At 44.2% G+C, this 19,881-nt stretch carries 18 protein-coding genes and 1 tRNA gene; 18 read left to right on the plus strand and 1 reads right to left on the minus strand.

Translation table 11 applies throughout. From position 1 onward, the window contains the following. Positions 1–173 precede the first annotated feature (173 nt). Positions 174–244 (plus strand) — tRNA-Trp (locus HFM85_RS07365). A 125-nt stretch (positions 245–369) separates the two neighbouring features. Here HFM85_RS07365 and HFM85_RS07370 read toward each other — a convergent pair. After that, the gene (locus HFM85_RS07370) at positions 370–957 is read right to left on the minus strand and encodes a 50S ribosomal protein L25 (protein ID WP_015525319.1); all 588 of its coding nucleotides are present in this window, start codon (positions 955–957) and stop codon (positions 370–372) included. 648 nt (positions 958–1,605) lie between these two features. Here HFM85_RS07370 and HFM85_RS07375 point away from each other — a divergent pair. From HFM85_RS07375 to rplA, 17 genes are all read left to right on the plus strand, one after another. Further along, positions 1,606–2,742, plus strand: a complete 1,137-nt coding sequence (locus HFM85_RS07375; protein WP_173737645.1) for an ABC transporter ATP-binding protein — start codon at positions 1,606–1,608, stop codon at positions 2,740–2,742. Between the two features lie 79 nt (positions 2,743–2,821). Continuing rightward, on the plus strand, positions 2,822–3,685 hold the full coding sequence (locus HFM85_RS07380) for a carbohydrate ABC transporter permease (RefSeq protein WP_173737646.1): 864 nt from the start codon (positions 2,822–2,824) through the stop codon (positions 3,683–3,685). Further along, positions 3,685–4,602: a carbohydrate ABC transporter permease gene (locus HFM85_RS07385; protein ID WP_173737647.1), complete on the plus strand. Its 918-nt coding sequence runs from the start codon at positions 3,685–3,687 to the stop codon at positions 4,600–4,602. Before HFM85_RS07380 ends, HFM85_RS07385 begins: the two co-directional genes overlap by 1 nt. Before the next feature lie 133 nt (positions 4,603–4,735). Then, positions 4,736–6,097, plus strand: a complete 1,362-nt coding sequence (locus HFM85_RS07390; RefSeq protein ID WP_173737648.1) for an ABC transporter substrate-binding protein — start codon at positions 4,736–4,738, stop codon at positions 6,095–6,097. A gap of 281 nt (positions 6,098–6,378) precedes the next feature. After that, the gene (locus tag HFM85_RS07395; protein WP_173737649.1) at positions 6,379–7,755 is read left to right on the plus strand and encodes an exopolysaccharide biosynthesis polyprenyl glycosylphosphotransferase; all 1,377 of its coding nucleotides are present in this window, start codon (positions 6,379–6,381) and stop codon (positions 7,753–7,755) included. An 81-nt stretch (positions 7,756–7,836) separates the two neighbouring features. Then, complete coding sequence (locus HFM85_RS07400; RefSeq protein ID WP_173737650.1) at positions 7,837–8,580, plus strand: glycosyltransferase family 2 protein; 744 nt, start codon at positions 7,837–7,839, stop codon at positions 8,578–8,580. 141 nt (positions 8,581–8,721) lie between these two features. Next, positions 8,722–10,071: an acyltransferase family protein gene (locus HFM85_RS07405; protein WP_173737651.1), complete on the plus strand. Its 1,350-nt coding sequence runs from the start codon at positions 8,722–8,724 to the stop codon at positions 10,069–10,071. A 19-nt stretch (positions 10,072–10,090) separates the two neighbouring features. After that, the gene (locus tag HFM85_RS07410) at positions 10,091–11,392 is read left to right on the plus strand and encodes an adenylyltransferase/cytidyltransferase family protein (RefSeq protein WP_173737652.1); all 1,302 of its coding nucleotides are present in this window, start codon (positions 10,091–10,093) and stop codon (positions 11,390–11,392) included. 3 nt (positions 11,393–11,395) lie between these two features. After that, entirely contained in the window at positions 11,396–13,678 is a 2,283-nt protein-coding gene (locus HFM85_RS07415; RefSeq protein WP_173737653.1) for a LicD family protein, read from the plus strand. 30 nt (positions 13,679–13,708) lie between these two features. After that, positions 13,709–14,866: a LicD family protein gene (locus tag HFM85_RS07420; RefSeq protein ID WP_173737654.1), complete on the plus strand. Its 1,158-nt coding sequence runs from the start codon at positions 13,709–13,711 to the stop codon at positions 14,864–14,866. After that, complete coding sequence (locus HFM85_RS07425) at positions 14,859–16,679, plus strand: thiamine pyrophosphate-binding protein (RefSeq protein ID WP_244092501.1); 1,821 nt, start codon at positions 14,859–14,861, stop codon at positions 16,677–16,679. Before HFM85_RS07420 ends, HFM85_RS07425 begins: the two co-directional genes overlap by 8 nt. A 1-nt stretch (position 16,680) precedes the next feature. Further along, positions 16,681–17,418 carry an SDR family NAD(P)-dependent oxidoreductase gene (locus tag HFM85_RS07430; RefSeq protein ID WP_173737655.1) on the plus strand — a complete coding sequence of 246 codons (738 nt, stop codon included), beginning with the start codon at positions 16,681–16,683 and terminating at the stop codon, positions 17,416–17,418. Between the two features lie 238 nt (positions 17,419–17,656). Next, positions 17,657–17,806: a 50S ribosomal protein L33 gene (gene rpmG / locus HFM85_RS07435; RefSeq protein ID WP_044961412.1), complete on the plus strand. Its 150-nt coding sequence runs from the start codon at positions 17,657–17,659 to the stop codon at positions 17,804–17,806. 25 nt (positions 17,807–17,831) lie between these two features. Further along, on the plus strand, positions 17,832–18,038 hold the full coding sequence (secE, locus tag HFM85_RS07440; RefSeq protein WP_173737656.1) for a preprotein translocase subunit SecE: 207 nt from the start codon (positions 17,832–17,834) through the stop codon (positions 18,036–18,038). Between the two features lie 16 nt (positions 18,039–18,054). Continuing rightward, positions 18,055–18,576 (plus strand): transcription termination/antitermination protein NusG, encoded by a 522-nt coding sequence (nusG, locus tag HFM85_RS07445; RefSeq protein ID WP_173737657.1) that lies wholly within the window; start codon positions 18,055–18,057, stop codon positions 18,574–18,576. A gap of 68 nt (positions 18,577–18,644) precedes the next feature. Beyond that, positions 18,645–19,070: a 50S ribosomal protein L11 gene (gene rplK / locus HFM85_RS07450; RefSeq protein WP_015525333.1), complete on the plus strand. Its 426-nt coding sequence runs from the start codon at positions 18,645–18,647 to the stop codon at positions 19,068–19,070. 95 nt (positions 19,071–19,165) lie between these two features. Further along, positions 19,166–19,861, plus strand: coding sequence for a 50S ribosomal protein L1 (gene rplA / locus HFM85_RS07455; protein ID WP_021976011.1), 696 nt, complete (start codon positions 19,166–19,168; stop codon positions 19,859–19,861). Positions 19,862–19,881: the final 20 nt, after the last annotated feature.

The raw sequence follows: 19,881 nt of genomic DNA on the forward strand, positions 1-19,881 counted from the left end.
GAAGTGTGGTAACACATGGAGCTGACTGTTACTAATCGGGTGAGGGCTTGACCAAGAAACGCAGGTTAAGAATTGATTCAAAGAGTTTGATTGACCATCAACAAAGCATGTATGTAGTTTTGAGAGTACAATGTAAAAGAATTTGTGGCCAACAGCCACTTTTTCTTGTATATAGGGGATTGGTCAAATGGTATGATAGGGGTCTCCAAAACCTTTGGTGGGAGTTCGATTCTCTCATCCCCTGCTATTTAAAAGTCGGAAAATCTTGAAAAATCAAGGTTTTCTGACTTTTTCTTTATTTTTACTGTCACACAAACAAAACCAGGGGATTGCCAATTGGCAATCCCCTGAATCATTAATATATATATATTATGCTTCTGCGTCAGCGTCAGCATCCTCATCCTCTTCCGGAGCTGCTGCGTACTCACCGATGTGAACAACAACTGCATCCTCAGGTGTGATAAAGTGAACCTGTTTGCCTTCCGGGATCGGGAGGTCTTTTACGTGGATGTCACGGACATCTGCCGGATAGCCGTTGAAGTCGATAACGATAGTATCCAGAAGGTTGGCCGGATCTGCTTTGTAGTGGATCTCTTCCATCTCCTGCTCAACGATACCCTGAACCATATCTGTATGTTCCAGTTTGACAGCAACTGTTGTGGAAACCTTCTCACCGGCTACCAGTGCCTGGAAGTCCAGAGCCATCAGCTGTTTTTCAATTGGATTATAATCAATGTTCTTTACCAGGGCATCAACTTTCTCGCCTTCGATGTCCAGATAAATCTGTGTACCTTCTTTATTTGCTTTAATGAATTTCGCTGCCTCGGCACCGTCAAACTGGAGTGCTACAGGCTCTTTCATTTCTTTTCCACTAAGAATTCCTGTGACGTAACCCTCACGTCTTAATTTTTTAGCTTTTACATTCGGGTTTCTTTTCTCTGCTTTCAATGTGATCATGTCAAATTCCTCCTCCTGATGCATGGATTCCGGTAATGTTGCTGTTCGCGCTGTTCGCAGTAACACGAATTCTGCATTTCTTTTCTGATTGGGATTATTATAGCACTTCTCGGGAAAGGTGGCTAACAAAAAGTTAGAAAATTTAAAAGCAATATTTTGTATTGTTTGACTTATATGCAAAACTTCAAGAGTAAAATTAGACAAAAACGAAGTGTATATTTTAGATTTTACAGAAAAAAATAAAACAACATGAAAAATTGCACAAATCAAGTAGCCATAAAAGCTTGAAAGTCGCCATTTATCTGGCACAGAGGCAAGTATTAAATGTGAATATTCTATTTTTATTTGATTCAGATATGCGAGGAGACGGGAAATATCTATATTGCTGACATATTGGAGAGAGCTGTTGTGATCAATGTAATAAAAATTGGAAGATATGATACAGGACAGAGATGACGGCGAAAGGAGGTGGCAACATAACGCAGCCGGAATTTTACTCTGGAGAAAGAATTTAACGGAATTGCATATAATTTCTGAAACAATTTTACATACACTTCACAAAGCCTTATCCCAACTACGATATCTGAATATCCGGAAAACTTCTATACTAAATAACATGTGAGCGAGAGAAGAGAAAGGAGATAAGTAATGTCAGAAATTGCACTTAGAAATGTATGTAAGCAATTTGATTCGGAGCATTACGGTGTGAAGGATTTTAATCTTGATATACATGATAAAGAGTTTGTGATCTTTGTAGGTCCGTCCGGATGTGGAAAATCCACAACTTTGCGTATCATCGCAGGTTTGGAGGAGATTACAGACGGTGAGCTGTGGATCGACGGTGAGCTTTCCAATTATCTGGAACCGAAGGAGAGGGGAATGTCCATGGTGTTCCAGAACTATGCTTTATATCCGAATATGACGGTTTACGGAAATATGGCATACGCCCTGAAGATCCGTAAGCTTCCGAAGGATGAGATCGACAGAAAGGTCCATGAGGTGGCAAAGATCCTGGAGATCGAGCAGCTTCTTGACCGGAGGCCGGCAGCTCTTTCCGGCGGTCAGAAACAGCGAGTTGCCATCGGAAGTGCAATTATCCGGAAACCGAAAGTCTTTCTTATGGATGAGCCCCTTTCCAACCTGGATGCAAAGCTTCGTGCTCAGATGCGTGTGGAGCTTGTGAAATTACATAAACAGCTGGACACCACCATTATTTATGTAACTCACGATCAGACAGAGGCCATGACACTTGGAACAAAGATTGTAGTCATGAAAGATGGATTGATTCAGCAGGTGGGCGCACCGCAGAGCATTTACGATAATCCGGTAAATCTTTTTGTAGCAGGCTTCCTCGGCTCTCCGTCTATGAACTTTTTCCGATGCACGGTGAAAGCAGAAGAAAATAACCGCACGGCTCTTCTTCTGGACGATGCCAAAACTGTAAAAAAGGTTTATCTGGACGGAACCAGAGGAAAACAGATCGCAGACAGATATAACGGCAGACACGTAATCCTGGGAATCCGTCCGGAGGATATCTACGAGCTGGATGAAGCGAAAAAGCTTGGTATTGAAAATGACAGCGTAGATGTAGACGAGCCTGTAGTAAACCGCGAGATGCTGGGAGCGGAAGTGATCCTCTATTTTGATGAGCAGGGCAAAACCCTGGCAGTTCGTTTAAGTCCGGAAAATCAGACACAGGTAGGGGAGAAGGTTTCTCTGTATTTTGATATGGAGAAGGCGCATGTGTTTGATCCGGAGACAGAAGAAAATATTTTTGTGCCATGAATTTATGTCACGGAAGAGCTTGAGTACAGGCAGATCAGCCTGTAGATAGAATCTGATTATGCAAGGAGGAGAAATAGTTATGGGAAATAACAGCAAAAGCAAGATTACACCGTACTTATATCTGGTACCCTGTATGTTGATTTTTGGAATATTCCTGTTTTATCCGTTTTTGAAAACAATATATTTAAGTCTTTACAAAACCAACAAAATGGGACAGGCAAAGCTGTACGTTGGTTTGGGCAATTATAAAGAGCTGCTTCAGTCAGCATCCTTTATCAACAGCCTGAAGGTGACGCTGATCTTTGTACTGATCGTTGTAGTTGGCGGCATGCTTTTTGGTCTGATCGCAGCAGTGCTTTGTAACAAGGCATTTCCGGGAATCCGGGTGTTCAGTACTTCCTATGCGCTGCCAATGGCTATCGCATCCAGCTCTGCAGCGATGATCTTCCAGATCATGCTCCACCCGGCAGTGGGTATTGTGAACAAGCTTACCGGCCTGGATATCAACTGGCTGAACGATCCGAACACGGCTCTGATCTGCGTAGCCATTCTTACCGCATGGCTTAACAGCGGAATTAATTTTCTGTATTTTTCCGCAGGACTCGGAAATATTGATGAGACCATTTATGAGAGAGCTTCTGTGGATGGAGCCAGCAGTGTGCAGCAGTTTTTCAGCCTGACGCTTCCAGGACTTTCCCCGATCATGTTTTACACACTGGTAGTAAATATCATTCAGGCCTTTCAGTCCTTTGGACAGATCAAGATCCTGACAGAAGGCGGACCTAATGAATCCACCAACGTAATTGTCTATTCCATTTACAGGGACGCATTCTTCAACTACCGCTTCGGAAGTGCGGCAGCCCAGTCCGTTATCCTGTTTGTGATCATCATGATCATTACACTGATCATGTTCCGTATTGAGAAGAAGGGAGTGAATTACTGATGAGCCAGATAGAAAATATGGCAGTTCCCACAGTGGGAAATATGTCAAAAGAGGAGCTCCTGGAGCTGAAAAAAGCCATGAATGCAAAAGCTCTTGCAAGGAGAAGAACAAAAACAGCGCTCCGTGTTACGGCAAATGTGGTATTTGCGGTTCTGATCCTGCTTCCATTGCTTTATGCCATCAGTATTGCGCTGATGCCTTCCAGTGAACTGTTTACTACAGAGTTGAATCTCTTTCCTAAGAATCCGACCTTTTCCAACTTTATCAATGCATTCCGCACGGTTCCGCTTCTCCGATTCATATTGAATTCCTTTATCATGGCGGGATGTATTACCATCGGACAGATCATTACCTGTTCTCTTGCTGCTTTTGCGTTTTCTTTCCTGGAATTCAAAGGAAAAGGTATTCTCTTCATGGTTGTGATGGCAACCATGATGGTTCCGGGAGAGGCAACGATCATTTCCAACTATCTGACTGTATCAGGCTGGGGAATGCTGGATACCTATCAGGTACTGATCGTGCCTTATCTTACATCCGCAATGGGAATTTTTCTGTTTCGCCAGTTTTATATGACCTTCCCGATCTCACTGTATGAGTCGGCAAAGCTTGACGGCTGCGGCAATCTGAAATTTATTGTAAAGATCCTGCTTCCGCTGACGAAATCCGCTATCGGTGCCATGGCAGTGTATACCTTTATCAATGCATGGAATATGTATATGTGGCCGCTGCTTGTAACAGGCTCCAACAATATGCGAACCGTTCAGATCGGTATCAGTATGCTGGACAGTGTGGATTCACAGTCCATCACACTGATGATCGCAGGAGTTGTTATGATCATTATTCCGTCCATTTCCATCTTTATCATCGGACAGAAACAGCTTATCCGCGGAATGTTTTCCGGGGCAGTCAAGGGCTGATACCGGAGCAGACCGCAGCCTCAGAGTGTTTTATCACAGGGGAAAAGATATTGTCACAGTCGTAAGACCTGGCAGTTCATCTTATATATAGGAAGAAAAAGAGAAAATTTTTCAAAAAGAGGAGAAAAAAGTTATGAAGAAAAAAATGATCGCAGCTTTACTTACTGCAGCAATGGCTGTTGGCTCTGTTTACGGAGTGACTGTATTTGCAGCAGATGCCGGCACAGATGAGAAAGCAGAGATGGCAGATGCTTCCGATGTAGACGGAACTACGATTACATTCTGGCATTCCATGGGTGGTGTTAACGGCGAGGCCATTGACACTCTGGTAAAAAAATTTAACGATGAGAACGAGTACGGAATCACGGTAGATGCGCAGTATCAGGGCGAGTATGATGATTCCCTGAACAAACTGAAAAGTGCTCAGATCGGAAATATGGGTGCAGATCTTGTACAGGTATATGAGATCGGTTCAAGATTTATGATCGATTCCGGCTGGATCGTGCCTATGCAGCAGATGGTCGATGCAGACAGCTACGATGTATCTGAGATCGAGCCGAACCTGGCTGCATACTACACCATTGACAATGAGCTGTACTCCATGCCGTTCAACTCTTCCACACCGATCATGTATTATAACAAGGACATGTTTAATAAAGCAGGTATCACAGAGGTTCCTGACAGTCTGGAAGGAATCGGTGAGATCGGACAGGAGCTTCTGGACAAAGGCGGCGCAGGCGAGGTAATGTCTCTTGGTATCTATGGCTGGTTCTTTGAGCAGTTTATCGGAAAACAGGGTCTTGAGTACGCAAACAACGGAAACGGACGTAAAGAGGCTGCTACAGCTGTTGCTTTTGACGAGAACGGTGCTGCAAAGAATATCCTTACAGCATGGAAAGACCTTAACGACAAAGGCTTTGCACCGATCGTAGGTAAAGGCGGTGATGCAGGACTTGCAGATTTCTCCGCAGGAAAGTCAGCGATCACTCTCGGTTCCACAGCGTCCCTGAAACAGATCCTTCAGGATGTAAACGGAAAATTTGAGGTTGGTACAGCATACTTCCCGAAGATCAAATCCAGCGACGAGGGCGGTGTTTCCATCGGTGGTGCATCTCTCTGGGCACTGAATAACAATGATCCGAAAAAGCTCCGTGCAACATGGGAATTCGTAAAATTCCTCATTTCTCCGGAGTCTCAGGCTTACTGGAACGCACAGACAGGATACTTCCCTGTAACTGTAAAAGCTCAGGACGAGCAGGTATTCAAGGATAATGTTGAGAAATATCCTCAGTTCCAGACAGCAATTGACCAGCTCCATGATTCTTCCGCAGATTATGTAGGTGCACTGTTAAGCGTATTCCCTGGGGCAAGAGCAACAGTAGAGTCTGAGATCGAGAGTATGCTCAACGGAAAAGAGGATGTAGATACAGCGGTGAAAAACATGGCTGATTCCATCAACAAATCCATTGAAGAATACAATCTTGTGAACGAATAATCAGAAAAAGCGCGAAAATCGAAAAAGAAAAATAAAAAGAAAAATAAAAAGAAGCAGCAGAAAAGCCCTGGAATCAGGTAGACAGTTACTACCTGTATATAATCGGATAATTGCAGAACAGTTATCCGGTTAGAATCCGGGGTTTTTCCTATTATATTGTGCAAAAATCGGCTATTGCCAGAAAATAACGGGATAAAAACGTTGGAATTACTGGACGGAATAGTATATATTAGCTATAATGATAAAGCTAATATTTACTCCTCAGGAAGGAAGATAAATCTGTGAACAGAAGTAAAAGAGAAGATTATAAAAGATTCGTGGTATTTTGTCTGGCAAGTCTGATCGTGATTGCACAGGCGGCTATTTTTGCCTATGTGTGGTATGATTTCTACAGAGGAATGATCGAGCAGCCCTTCTGGCGAAAAGGTAACTGGGTACTGATTCTGATTTATGCGCTGATCTACCTGATGTTTGCCAAGCTGTATGGCGGCCTGAAAGTAGGATATCTTAAGCGGATCGATGTATTTTATTCACTGACTCTGGCTCTTATTTGTGCCAATGTTGTGACATATTTTCAGATTACACTGATCAACCGCTGGTTCCTCTCAGCGAAACCGCTTTTTGAGATGACACTGGTGCAGATCGCAGTGACGATCATCTGGATCTGGGGTACGCGGTACATTTATTCGAAGCTTTATGGGGCCAGAAGACTTCTGGTGATCTACGGAGACCGTGATCCAGGAGATGTGATCCACAAGATGAATACCCGAAAGGATAAATACGATATCAGTGGAAAGGTTCATATCTGTGAAGGTGAGGAGAAGATCCACGCTATGATGGAGAAGTATGAGGGCGTGATCATCTGGGATCTTCCGTCCCAGATTCGAAACAGATATCTGAAATACTGCTTTTCCCATTCCATCCGCTGTTATATGAGTCCGAAGATCTCGGATATTATCCTGCTTGGAACAGACAGGATACACCTGTTTGACACACCGCTTCTGATGTGCAGGAATCAGGGACTTTCCATGGAACAGAGAGCATTTAAGAGAGTTCTGGATATTATTATATCAGGACTTGGAATCATTGTATCTTCTCCGATCATGCTGATCATTGCCATTGCAGTGAAGGCTTATGACGGTGGCCCGGTATTTTATCTTCAGGATCGTCTCACATATAAAGGAAAAGAATTCCGTATCCGGAAGTTCCGCAGCATGTGCGTGGATTCTGAGAAGAACGGAGCACGTCTTGCATCCAAGCATGATTCCCGTATCACACCGGTAGGACATATTCTTAGAAATCTGCATCTGGATGAGCTACCGCAGCTTTTCAATGTATTTATGGGAGATATGTCACTGGTAGGACCTCGTCCGGAGCGTGATGTGATCATGCAGGAATATGAGAAAGAGATCCCGGAATTCCATTACAGACTTAAGGTAAAAGCCGGACTTACCGGCTATGCTCAGGTATATGGCAAGTACAATACGACTCCGTATGACAAGCTGAAGCTTGACCTGTTTTATATTGAGAACTATTCATTTCTTCTGGATATCAAGCTGTTGTTTATGACTGTGAAGATCTTTTTCCAGAAAGAAGTATCTGAAGGTGTGGATGACGATCAGAAGAATGCTTTGAAGGATTCACAGGAAGAGAAATAAGATTTTTTAAGTGCGTGTCAGGCTGGCTCTGATGCGCACTTTGCAAATGGAGACATATGAGACATAAAGGAGGCGTTTTTTATGGAAAAACCACTGGTTTCAGTGATCATGCCTGTTTATAATGGTGAGAAATATATTGGAAAAGCAATCCGGTCAGTTCTGGAGCAGAATGTTCCTGTCGAGATCCTGGTGATCGATGACTGCTCCACAGACGGAACAGAACTTACTGTGATGAAATATATGGAAAGCGGAAGTATCCGTTATATCCGCAACGAGAACAATGTGGGAGCAGCCCGTTCCAGAAACAGAGGTGTGAAGGAATCACGGGGAAAATATATCGCCTTCCTGGATGCGGATGACTGGTGGGAAAAGGGTAAGCTTAGAGAGCAGATCGAAGTGATGGAGCTTACCGGATGTGTGATCTGCTCCACAGGAAGAGAGCTGATGCAGCCGGATGGCCGTACAACAGGGAAATATATCCCGGTTAATGAGCGGATCACCTACCGGGATCTTCTGAAGCATAACAGTATCAACTGTTCCTCTGTGCTCCTCAGAAGGGAAGATGCGATCGCTTTTCCAATGGAGCATGATGACAGCCATGAGGACTATATCACCTGGCTGAAAATTCTTCGAAAAGGTGGTTTTGCGGCAGGAATCAATAAACCGTATCTGAAGTGCAGGCTCAGTGAAGGCGGCAAATCCCGCAATAAACTGAGGTCAGCAGCCATGACCTATCAGGTCTATAAATATATGGGCTATGGAAAACTGAAAAGTTTGATATTCTTTGTATCTTACGCATTTCATGGAGTATGGAAGTACCGTTGAAAATGCTGGTAAACCAGAATAATCCTGGTAAATGTTAATTTTCTATTTCCAAATTCATAAATATATGTTATTATTTATTCATATTTTTTTAGCAAGTAGCGAAGCGGGTTATGGATATCCGTATGAATAAGGTGGGAACAGATGAAACAGAGAACAGACAGCCAGGGGGTTCCGTATTCCTATCTGGTTGATAACATTAAGGTATTACTGATTTTCCTGGTTGTATTTAATCATATTATTGCATTTCAGCTGGTTAAGGTTGACATGATCGTACGTTATGTATGGTACGCGATCACGATCTTCCATATGCCTGCTTTTGTTTTTATGTCCGGATATCTGTCCAAGAAGCCTCAGGATGTGCTGAAGAATGTGAAGAATCTGCTGATTCCTTACATTCTTGGATACAGTCTCACATGGTATGCCTATATATGGCTTGGCAAGAGCATGGATTATGAGCTTCTTCGTCCATCCGGAACAGTTATGTGGTATGTGCTTGCGCTTTTTATCTACAGACTGACTATCGAGGCTCTCGGCAAGGTGCGTTTTATTGTGCCGTTGAGCATTATTTTTGCGTTATGGGCAGGAACGAGACCGGAATTTACAACATATCTTTCCAGTTCCAGGATTGTTGTATTTTTTCCGTTTTTTGTGGCAGGCTATCTGTGGAAAAGTGATTATACGAAGATCGTACGTAAATTTAAGGGAAAATTGGTTCTGGTGCCAATTTCAGGACTGCTTCTTTACGCAATCCCTAATTTTATGATCGCCAATCAGATCCCGATCGATATTTTCAGGGGAAATCACACATATCAGTTATCCGGAATGGATGATATTACAGGAATGCTGATCCGTCTTCTGATGTATCTGGTATCCTTTGTGCTGGTACTTACATTTCTTGCACTGATGCCGGATGTGAAGCTGCCGATTACTTTTGTTGGAAGGAATACAATGGGGATATATTTCTTCCATTATCCGATTATGATCGTGATGAACGGACTGTTTCTTCTGAGCATTCCGCAGATGCTGAATGTATGGGTACTGTTCGGTGTATCATGGATATTTGTACTGCTTCTTGGAAGCAAGCCGGTATCCTTTATATATAATGGTGTTCTTAATCTTATCATTTTGATTTTCTTTAAGAGGGAAAAACCGGTCCAGGATGAAGGACTGGAAGATGAGTATGATGAAGAGGAACACTACAAAGTTATACGAAAAAGAAAAAAAGCAATTGAAGAACTGGCGGCAACTCTGGAAGAGGAGGATGCCATGAAGGTGAAAAATGATGTGGCGGCTGTGCTGGAAACTGAGGATGCTGAAGCGGCTCAGGTGGAAGTAAGTGCAGAGGAGCTTTATGCAGATAAGGATTTTGCTATGGAAACAGAGGGTGAGGATGCTGAGTCACCACAGACTTTTGAAGAACTGCAGGAGCTGGATGAATTAATGGATATTATAAAGCCACAGGAAGAGACAACGCTGACGGAAAAGGAATAGCAGAAAGAGCAGGATGATAATGAAAAGAGTTATTACTTACGGCACTTTCGATCTGTTTCATCAGGGTCACTATAATATCCTGAAAAGAGCAAGAGAGCTGGGGGATTATCTGATCGTTGGAGTCACCAGCGAGAGCTATGACATTGAGAGAGGCAAACTGAATGTCAAAGACAGTCTGCTGAAACGAATTGAGAATGTACGGAAAACAGGTTTTGCTGATGAGATAATCATAGAGGAGTATCAGGGGCAGAAGGTCAGTGATATTATTAAATATAACATAGACCTTCTTGTTCTGGGATCCGACTGGAAGGGTAAATTCGACTATCTCAAAAATTACTGTGAGGTTGTATATCTGGAACGTACCAAGAATATTTCCAGTACGAAGCTGAGAAGTGAGGGCAAGATATACAGGATCGGAATCGTGACCGATGATACAGAAGATAACGAGATGGTTCAGGAATCGAAATTCGTAAGCGGACTTCATGTAGAGAGTGTATATTCTGAGGATATTTCTGTAGCGGAAGAATTCTGTGACAAGTATGAACTGGATTCTTACGGAACAGATTACAGACGGTTTCTGGAGGGGCTGGAGATCGTCTACATTAAAGCCGGAATTAAGAAAAGGGCAGAGTATATAAGATATGCGCTGCAGCATGGCAGACATGTGGTTAGCGATACACCGATGACGCTGGATACAGGGGAGCAGAAAGCGTTATTCCAACTGGCCAAGGAACAGGGTGTTGTTCTCGTTGAGAAACTCACCCTTGTTTATCTACGTGCTTTTAACCAGCTTGTATGGCTGACACACAATGAACTGGTCGGTGATGTGGTAGCTGTGAAATGTGCAGTTTCACAGGATGATTTTCAGGGAGGAAAATCATTCAACGAGACTGTGAGCCAGGCACTTTGCGCATGTATCAAGCTGCTTGGAAAAGATTATCTGGATGTGAACACCAACGCTGTAAGGGGCAGCGACGGTGGCTTCGTCTATGATGTGATTACAGTGAAATATCCGAAGACACTGGCTACGATAGAGATCGGAACAACTGTAGATGTGGAGAATGAGCTTGTGATCATTGGAAGTAAGGGGAGGATCACAGTTCCCAATGACTGGTGGAATACCGGCTATTTTGAGGCGAAGGTGGAAGGCCAGGAATTTCTGAAGCGTTACAGCTTTAATTTTGAGGGAAATGGTCTTCGCTATCTTCTTCAGGAGCTGACCATTATGATCCGTGACAAACGGACAGAGTGTACCAGACTTTTTTATGAGGAGTCGGAGACACTGGCGGAGCTTTTGAAAATTATTGATCAAAGAGGTTGACAGATGACAGAAAAACAGGAGCTTCTTTTGCAGCTCTTCCGAGAGATCGATGAAATCTGCAAAAAGCATAATCTTAGATATGTGATGGCCGGAGGAACGCTGATCGGTGTCCTTCGAAACGAAGGCTTTATCCCATGGGATGATGATGTAGATATTTATATGCCGAAAAGTGACTGGGATAAATTCGTGGAAATCTGTAAGACAGAGATGCCACCTAACAGAGCGATCCACTGTTCTGATGTGGACAGGACGTATACGAATGGATTTCCACGTTATGCAAGCACAGACAGCTGTTCTATCCACAAGCATCAGATCATTGGAGAGGATAAGGCCGGGGAGATCATAGATGTGCTGACGCTGGATCCGATCCCGGACGATGACAGAGAATATGAGAAGTACAGAACACACATGATGATCTACACAGATCTTCTCAATATCAGCATGGTCGTGGGAGCGAGATGGGAGATTTCTGCTTTTCAGTATCTGTACTGGTTATTACGATACAAATTTTTTGGAAAAGACAGAACCTTGAAGAAGCTGGAGAAGATTATGTTTTCTTACAAAGAGGAAGAATGCAGCCGCTATGCAATGCGCTGGGGCGGATGTCCGTTCCTTTTTGACAAGGACATGATGTTTCCTGTGAAATATATGGATTTTGAAGGAACCAAAGTTATGGTTCCAAACAGAACCAGCGATTATCTGATCTGGCATTACGGAGATGAATGGTCTTATATACCGCCTCATGGGGAAAGGGAGTCCCATGAGTCTGTTTATGTGCCAGGAGCTACGTATCAGGAGATCCGTGACGAGTATCTGCCAAGGATCGATAAGGGCCGGATACGCAGACAGATGACATTCCGTAAATTCTACTGCCTTATCCAGACAAGAAAAGATCATAAGCTGGATATGCGAAGAAACAGGATCAAGGCAGGTGTGATTGCGAAGGATCTGGAAGCAAGGGTTATGAAGTCAGAGAAGAATGTGGAGACTCTTCTGGCAGAAGGCCACTATGATGTTCTGAATGAACTTTTTGAGGATTATTACAAGACACAGCTCAGTGTGGAATTTATCGGCCGTGAGGATTATAAGGGAATCCGTCCGTTTTATCACCCCACACTGATAGCTGTGGAGGATTCCGTTTTTCAGATCGCCATGCTGACACTGATTTATACAGAGCGTGTTTCCAAGGCGTATCGACTGTATGAAGTGAGAAAAAAACTGGATCATCTCACTCAGGAAATGGAACAGACAGTGGAAGATATCCGCAGATTTCGTAAAGCTGCCTGCCATTATGAATTTCGTGAGATGAAAGAAGCGGAGGAGATCGTGGATGATCTTCTGCGTAAATATCCGGACGCGCCGGGATTCCTGAAGTTTAAGTGCAGGTTCGTGATGGCTCGGGTTCAGGATCCATGGAACGCTTCTGAGGCAGAAGGATTTTTGGCACATGCGTTGAGGATCTTTCCTCACGATGGATATTTTATCAAGTATAAAGGGGATCTTCTGTGGAAAAAAGGGCTCCAGGATGAGGCACTGGAACATTTTGCGGAAGCGAGGGAATGTACCAGCAACGGAATTGTGCATCTTGAATTGGATAAATTCCTGAAAGACAAAAAGAGCCAGGCTGTGAAGGAATGCCGGAAACTTCTGGAGAACAGAAAAAAGGATGAGGCTTTTTCACTGATGGAACTGTGGAAGAGGCTGATGCCGGAGGATTCAGAAATCGACGGAGCTTTTTATCTGACAAAAACTTCTTATGTTCGCACGAAAGCGGAGCTTGAGGAAGTGATAAGTGAACTTTACTGCAAGATCGGTATATCTGATGATAAGATAGAGAAGGCTGAACTTTCGAATGAGATGCTGTACCGGGAGGCACTTACCCGCGCATGGCAGAGATTCGGTTATTCAAAACCTCTGGCACAGTGTCGTACCAGACTGCTGTGCACAGATGAAGAGAGTGAAATGGAATATCTGGCGGAGGAACTTCGCAGCTCCCGGATCCATAAGCAGCATCTTGGTGTAACATACAAACTGCTTGGAGACGTCCGCAGAAAACAGGGACAGACCCGGAGCGCATTTGAAAATTATTTCAAGGCACTGGAATGTGCGCTGCCTTCTTATATAAAGATGGAGCTTTCCAGGATCATCCTTGAGGATATGTATAAAGGAAGCAGAAGAGCAGCATTTTTTGCAAAAAAAGCAGATGCAGCGGAGTTTCTGAATGTCTGGCTGGATAAATATAAAAGTCAGGAGAATATCAGAACGATCCTGGATATAATTATGTAAATCTAAAAACCAACAGAAACGAGGCAGAGTATGTTGACCAGAGAGCAGAAGAAAATACTGGAACTTCTTAAGGAAATCGATATCATTTGCAGAAAAAACAAGATCACATATTTTCTTTCTCCGTATTTTACCCTCTGTGCTGTGACAGGACGGCCTTTTCCAATGAATCCGATGACAGGTGCAGTATATATGAAACCGGCAGATATGGAGCGGTTCAAGAATGCCTTTGAGGAAGAACCGGGGCTTCGAAGAGCACTGGAATCCATGGATAATAATAAGCATTTTCCGAATTTTCACCTTCGGTATACGGATAAAGATACCCTGTTTTACAGGCTGGATGATTACGGAAAATATCAGCATCCCGGAATGGCGGTGAATATTCTGCCGTTACAGTGTGAATATGGTCCGAAATGGAAATATTTCTGGAACCGTATGCTTGAGGAAGGCTGGAAAAAGATCAACGGAAAAAACAGCAGGTGGAAGACGAAGAGAGAGTTTGTGTGTATCTGGACAGTACGTTTTCTGTCACTGTGCGGCAGGGAATGGCTTGGAAAAAGAATCTTCCGGGATCTGATCCATCAGCCGCAGGAAGAAGTAAAGACTTACGTTGTTCGTACCATGAATAAGAATACGTATTATCCGGCTTATGTTTTTGAAGAGTCCCTTGAAGTGGAACTGGAAGGGGAGAGATTTTTTGTGCCGGGAGATACAGATAAATATCTTACAGTGGCTTTTGGTAAAAAATATCAGAACAAGGGTCCGGAGAATTACCGTCCAAGTCCTGTGGTAATGTGCAGTGCCCTGATTCCATGTGAAGAATTTATGCAGCAGTCAAAGGAGCTTAAAAAACTTGCTGCCAGCAGAAGGAAAAGAGCACGCCGTACAGATTTTGGTATGAGTTATAAGAAATATTTTAACAAGTGCTGGGATTATGCGAAATTTTGCGGAAAGAAGTATACCTGTGCAAGAGCATACAGGCAGAAGCTGGATTATATCAGGAATCTGTATAAAAATGCAGATTATGTTCAGCTGGAGAACGCATTCTCCGAGTATACGAATGTAATGAACAAATGTCTGAAATATGATGAAATATTTGAGGCAGATCCGGAAATACTGGATTTATATATGCAGTATCTTGAAAAAACGGGACGGATTCCACTTTTGGAAAAGGTAAAAAAATATGTCTGATAAAATGAAACTTACAGATTATGTGACAGAATTTCTTCAGAAAAAAGGAATTCACGATTTTTTTGGATACCAGGGAACGATGATCGCTCATCTGGTGGATTCTATTGAGCACAATGCAAATACAAAAAGCCATTCCAGCTATAATGAACAGGGAGCGGCTTTTGCAGCCTGCGGTTATGCACAGGCCAAGGATTCCTGTGCCTGCGCGTATGCTACCAGTGGTCCGGGTGCTGTGAACCTGCTTTCCGGCGTGGCTGATGCGTATTTTGATTCGCTGCCCGTGATCTTTATTACCGGACAGCTGAATACTTATGAATATTCCGGAATCGACGGTCTTCGCCAGCAGGGATTCCAGGAGATCGATATTGTTTCCATGGCGAAGCCTGTGACGAAGTATGCAGTGCAGATCCGGGAAGCACAGGATATTGTGAGAGAGCTTAATCTGGCATGGCAGATCGCCAATACAGGACGTAAGGGACCGGTTCTTATTGACCTTCCGATGAATATTCAGAGAGGGGAAGTCAGTGATCCGGTTTATGATATGAAGTTTTCCGATGAGGAGACAGAGGCAGCTGTATACAATCGGAAAGATGGTGGAAACGGAGCTGCTTTTTACAGGGAGGCTGTGGATAAAGCTGATTCTGCTGATGTAGCTGAAGCTGTGGAAGAAATTTTATGTAAACTTAAAGAGGCGAAACGACCGGTGTTTATGATCGGCCACGGAGCAGCTGGTTCCGGGGAAAAAATCCTCGTCGATATTGCAAGAAAGCATCAGATCCCTGTGATCACAAGCGTTCTGGCAAGATCAGTCCTTGCATGGGATGATCCGCTGAATTGTGGCTGTATTGGCGGCGCGTACGGACATCGTTATGCAAATATGATCGCCAATGCCAAGAGTGATCTTCTTGTGTGCTTTGGAATTTCCCTGTGTACACGTCAGATCGGAACCAAAGTTCATGAGTTTGCCAGGGGCGCACAGATCGTGAGGGTGGACATTGACCCTTATAATCTTCAGAGAGAAATCCATGAAGGCAGAGAAGGGGAGAAGTGTTTTTGCGTAAGCGCAGAGGACGTGGCAGAGAGATTAGCTGCCGCTGAGAGCCGGATCAGTTCTTACGGGGACTGGCTTGAGGTGTGCCGGAGAATCCGCAGAGAGCTTACACAGGTGGATGATGAGACTCCGGAGAGATATCCGAACCGCATGATCGCATATTTAAGTGACCAGCTTGGAGATACCGGTGCTGTGGCTGTTGATGTAGGTCAGCATATGGTATGGAGCTATCAGTCCTTTCATAATAAACAGGATCAGAAGATTCTTTTTTCCGGTGGACATGGTGCCATGGGCTATGCACTTCCGGCGGCGATCGGAGCCCATTATGCCACCGGGAAGCCGGTAGCCTGTATCTGCGGTGACGGTGCATTCCAGATGAATATCCAGGAGCTGCAGTGGGTGAAGCGTGAGAACATTCCGGTGAAAATGGTCGTGATGAATAATGAGGCTCTGGGTATGATACGCCATCTTCAGAGAGATTATTTTGATTGCGTATATGCGGATACTTCCGATGGCAGCGGATTTTCGTCCTGTGATTTTTCAGATGTGGCTAAGGCGTATGGAATCCGGGCAAAAAGGATCCAGGGTGAAGATGTGGAGAATGCTTCCGGGGAGTTTCTGGAGCAGAACGGGCCGGAGCTTCTGGAGATCATGCTGGAGAACGGAACTTATGCGTACCCGAAGACCTGTCTTGGGGAGCCGATCCACAATCAGCAGCCTTATATACCGAAACCGATTTTTGATGAACTGATGGAGATATAATATGGGAAAAGTAACTGTGATCACAGGCGGTACCTCCGGCATTGGAAGAGGGATCGCTGAGAAAATTCTGGCTGAGTCAGCAGCTGAGGACAGGATTTTTGTAACATATGGGCATAATGAGGACAAGGCACAGGCGTTTCTTGAGAACCTTCCCCGGGAAAAAAGATCTCAGGTGGTCCTGGTGAAAGCAGATATGTCTTCCTATGAAGATATGATGGCTTTTGTGGCGGAGCTGAAAGACCAGGCAGATCATATTGACTGGCTGGTGAGCAATGCGGGAGTGAGCACCTATGCCAAGTATGAGGATTATACTTTTGAGGAGTGGACAAGGATCGTGAACACCAATCTTTCTGTGCCTGTGTTTATGGTTAAGGAGCTGCGGCCAATGATGAGTGAAGGTGGAAGCATTTTGTTTACCGGATCTTATGCAGGACAGCAGGCGTATTCGTCTTCTCTGGTGTACGGTGTTACCAAGGCGGCGATCCATTTCCTGACCAAATCTCTTGTAAAAGAGTTTGAGCCGAAGGGCATTACTGTGAATGCCATTGCACCTGGATTTATCGAAACTCCATGGCACAGCGCCCGCACCCAGGAGAGCTATGACCGCATCAATAAAAAAATCGCACTCCACAGATTCGGAACAGTGGAGGAAGTGGCGGATATGGCATTTGCAGTGCTTGGAAACGGGTATATGAATGGCAGTGTAGTGGATATCCACGGGGGTTATGACTTCTTTTGACATTTCGAAAACGAGATGAAGCGGAGCGGAATCGAGTTTGTGCACTTGAGACGTTCGTATGGAACAGTGAATTTCTTTATATTTAAGTGAAAAAGGCTTGACTTGCATGCTTGCTCTGTGCTAAAATTGACAAGCGACATGGAAGTTAGGTCTTTTTTTTATGCCCGAAAATGACGACGGATAAACGTTCCGGGCAGTACGGAAGACCATGCAAATGAAAACACTGGAGGTGGAAGTTGTGCGCGTTAAGATTACATTAGCATGTACCGAGTGCAAGCAGCGTAACTACAATATGACGAAGGAGAAAAAGAACCATCCTGAGAGAATGGAGACCAAGAAATATTGTAAGTTCTGTCATACACACACTCTGCACAAGGAAACAAAGTAATCACAGAGATTTGTGAGGTTATGCTATGGAAAAACAGAAATCTGCGGACAAGCCGCAGAAAAAAAGTTGGTTTCAGGGAATTCAGTCAGAATTTGAGAAGATTGTCTGGACAGACCGTGCCACACTGGCAAAACAGACTGTTGTGGTCGTGATCATCACGATCATCCTGGCAGTGGTTATCAGTGTAATGGATTCCGGAATTCTGGAATGCATTAATTTCTTAATGAAGTAAGGATAAAGGTGATTGTATGTCAGAAGCAGCAAAATGGTACGTTGTCCATACCTATTCAGGGTATGAGAACAAAGTAAAAGCCAACATTGAAAAGACAATCGAGAACAGACACCTGGAAGACCAGATCCTGGAGGTACGTGTTCCGCTGCAGGATGTAGTGGAGATGAAGAACGGAACCTCAAGACAGGTTCAGAAGAAGATGTTTCCAGGCTATGTGCTTCTCAATATGGTGATGAACGACGATACCTGGTACGTTGTCCGTAATACCAGAGGTGTTACCGGATTCGTAGGACCGGGATCAAAGCCTGTGCCTCTTACAGAAGAGGAAATGCTGCCGCTTGGTATCCAGAAACCGGATATCGAAGTGGACTTCGCAGAGGGCGACATGGTAGTTGTTACTGGTGGTGCATGGAAGGATACCGCAGGTGTGATCACAGGTATCAATATGCAGAAACAGACAGTAACAATCAATGTTGAGCTTTTCGGTCGCGAGACACCGGTAGAAATAAGTTTCGCAGAAATCAAAAAAGCTGAGTAATAAAAAAACAAGGTAACAGCAAGTGGGAGGGACACACCCCCGCCAATACCACATAGGAGGTGCCGAAAATGGCAAAGAAAGTAACAGGATATATCAAATTACAGATTCCGGCTGGTAAAGCAACTCCAGCACCACCTGTAGGTCCGGCTCTTGGACAGCACGGTGTAAACATCGTACAGTTTACAAAGGAGTTCAACGCAAGAACAGCTGATCAGGGAGACCTTATCATCCCGGTTGTAATCACTGTTTATGCTGACAGAAGTTTCAGCTTCATAACCAAGACTCCGCCGGCAGCAGTTCTTCTTAAGAAAGCTGCAAACATCAAATCTGGTTCCGGTACACCGAACAAGACCAAAGTAGCTAAGGTTACTAAGGCACAGGTTCAGGAGATCGCTGAGCTGAAGATGAAAGACCTCAATGCAGCATCTATCGAGGCTGCTATGAGCATGATCGCCGGTACAGCAAGAAGTATGGGAATCGAAGTCGTAGACTAATAAATACCGAAGCTTAAGTTCGGGGTTCCCGTAGAAAAAGTGAAATTTTCAAGTGGGAGGGCTTTTCCCCGCAAATACCACAGGAGGTTATAGAAATGAAACGAGGAAAGAAATATGTGGAAGCTGCGAAAGCAGTAGACCGCGCAACATTATATGATGCACCAGAGGCTATCAGCCTTGTTAAAAAGGCTGCTGTAGCTAAATTCGACGAGACCATCGAAGTTCACATCCGTACAGGCTGCGATGGACGTCATGCAGATCAGCAGATCCGTGGAGCAGTTGTTCTGCCACACGGAACAGGTAAAAAAGTTCGTGTACTTGTATTTGCTAAAGATGCTAAGGCAGAAGAGGCAAAGGCAGCAGGAGCAGACTTCGTAGGAGCTGAGGATCTTATTCCGAAGATCCAGAACGAGGGATGGCTTGACTTTGACGTTGTAGTTGCAACACCGGATATGATGGGCGTTGTAGGTCGTCTTGGTCGTGTACTTGGACCGAAAGGCTTAATGCCGAACCCGAAGGCTGGTACTGTAACAATGGACGTAACAAAAGCTGTTAACGACATTAAAGCAGGTAAGATCGAGTATCGTCTTGACAAATCCAACATCATCCATGTTCCGATCGGAAAGGCTTCCTTTACCGAGGAGCAGTTAAGCGACAACTTCCAGACGCTTATGGGAGCTATCACAAAGGCTAGACCTAGCACACTGAAAGGTCAGTATCTGAAGAGCGTTACAATCGCTCCGACAATGGGACCTGGTGTTAAGCTTAACCCGGTTAAATTAGCTCAGTAATAAATTTTAAATGCCCTGTG

Source organism: Blautia schinkii (genome assembly GCF_013304825.1).
Lineage (GTDB): Bacteria > Bacillota > Clostridia > Lachnospirales > Lachnospiraceae > Blautia_A > Blautia_A schinkii_B.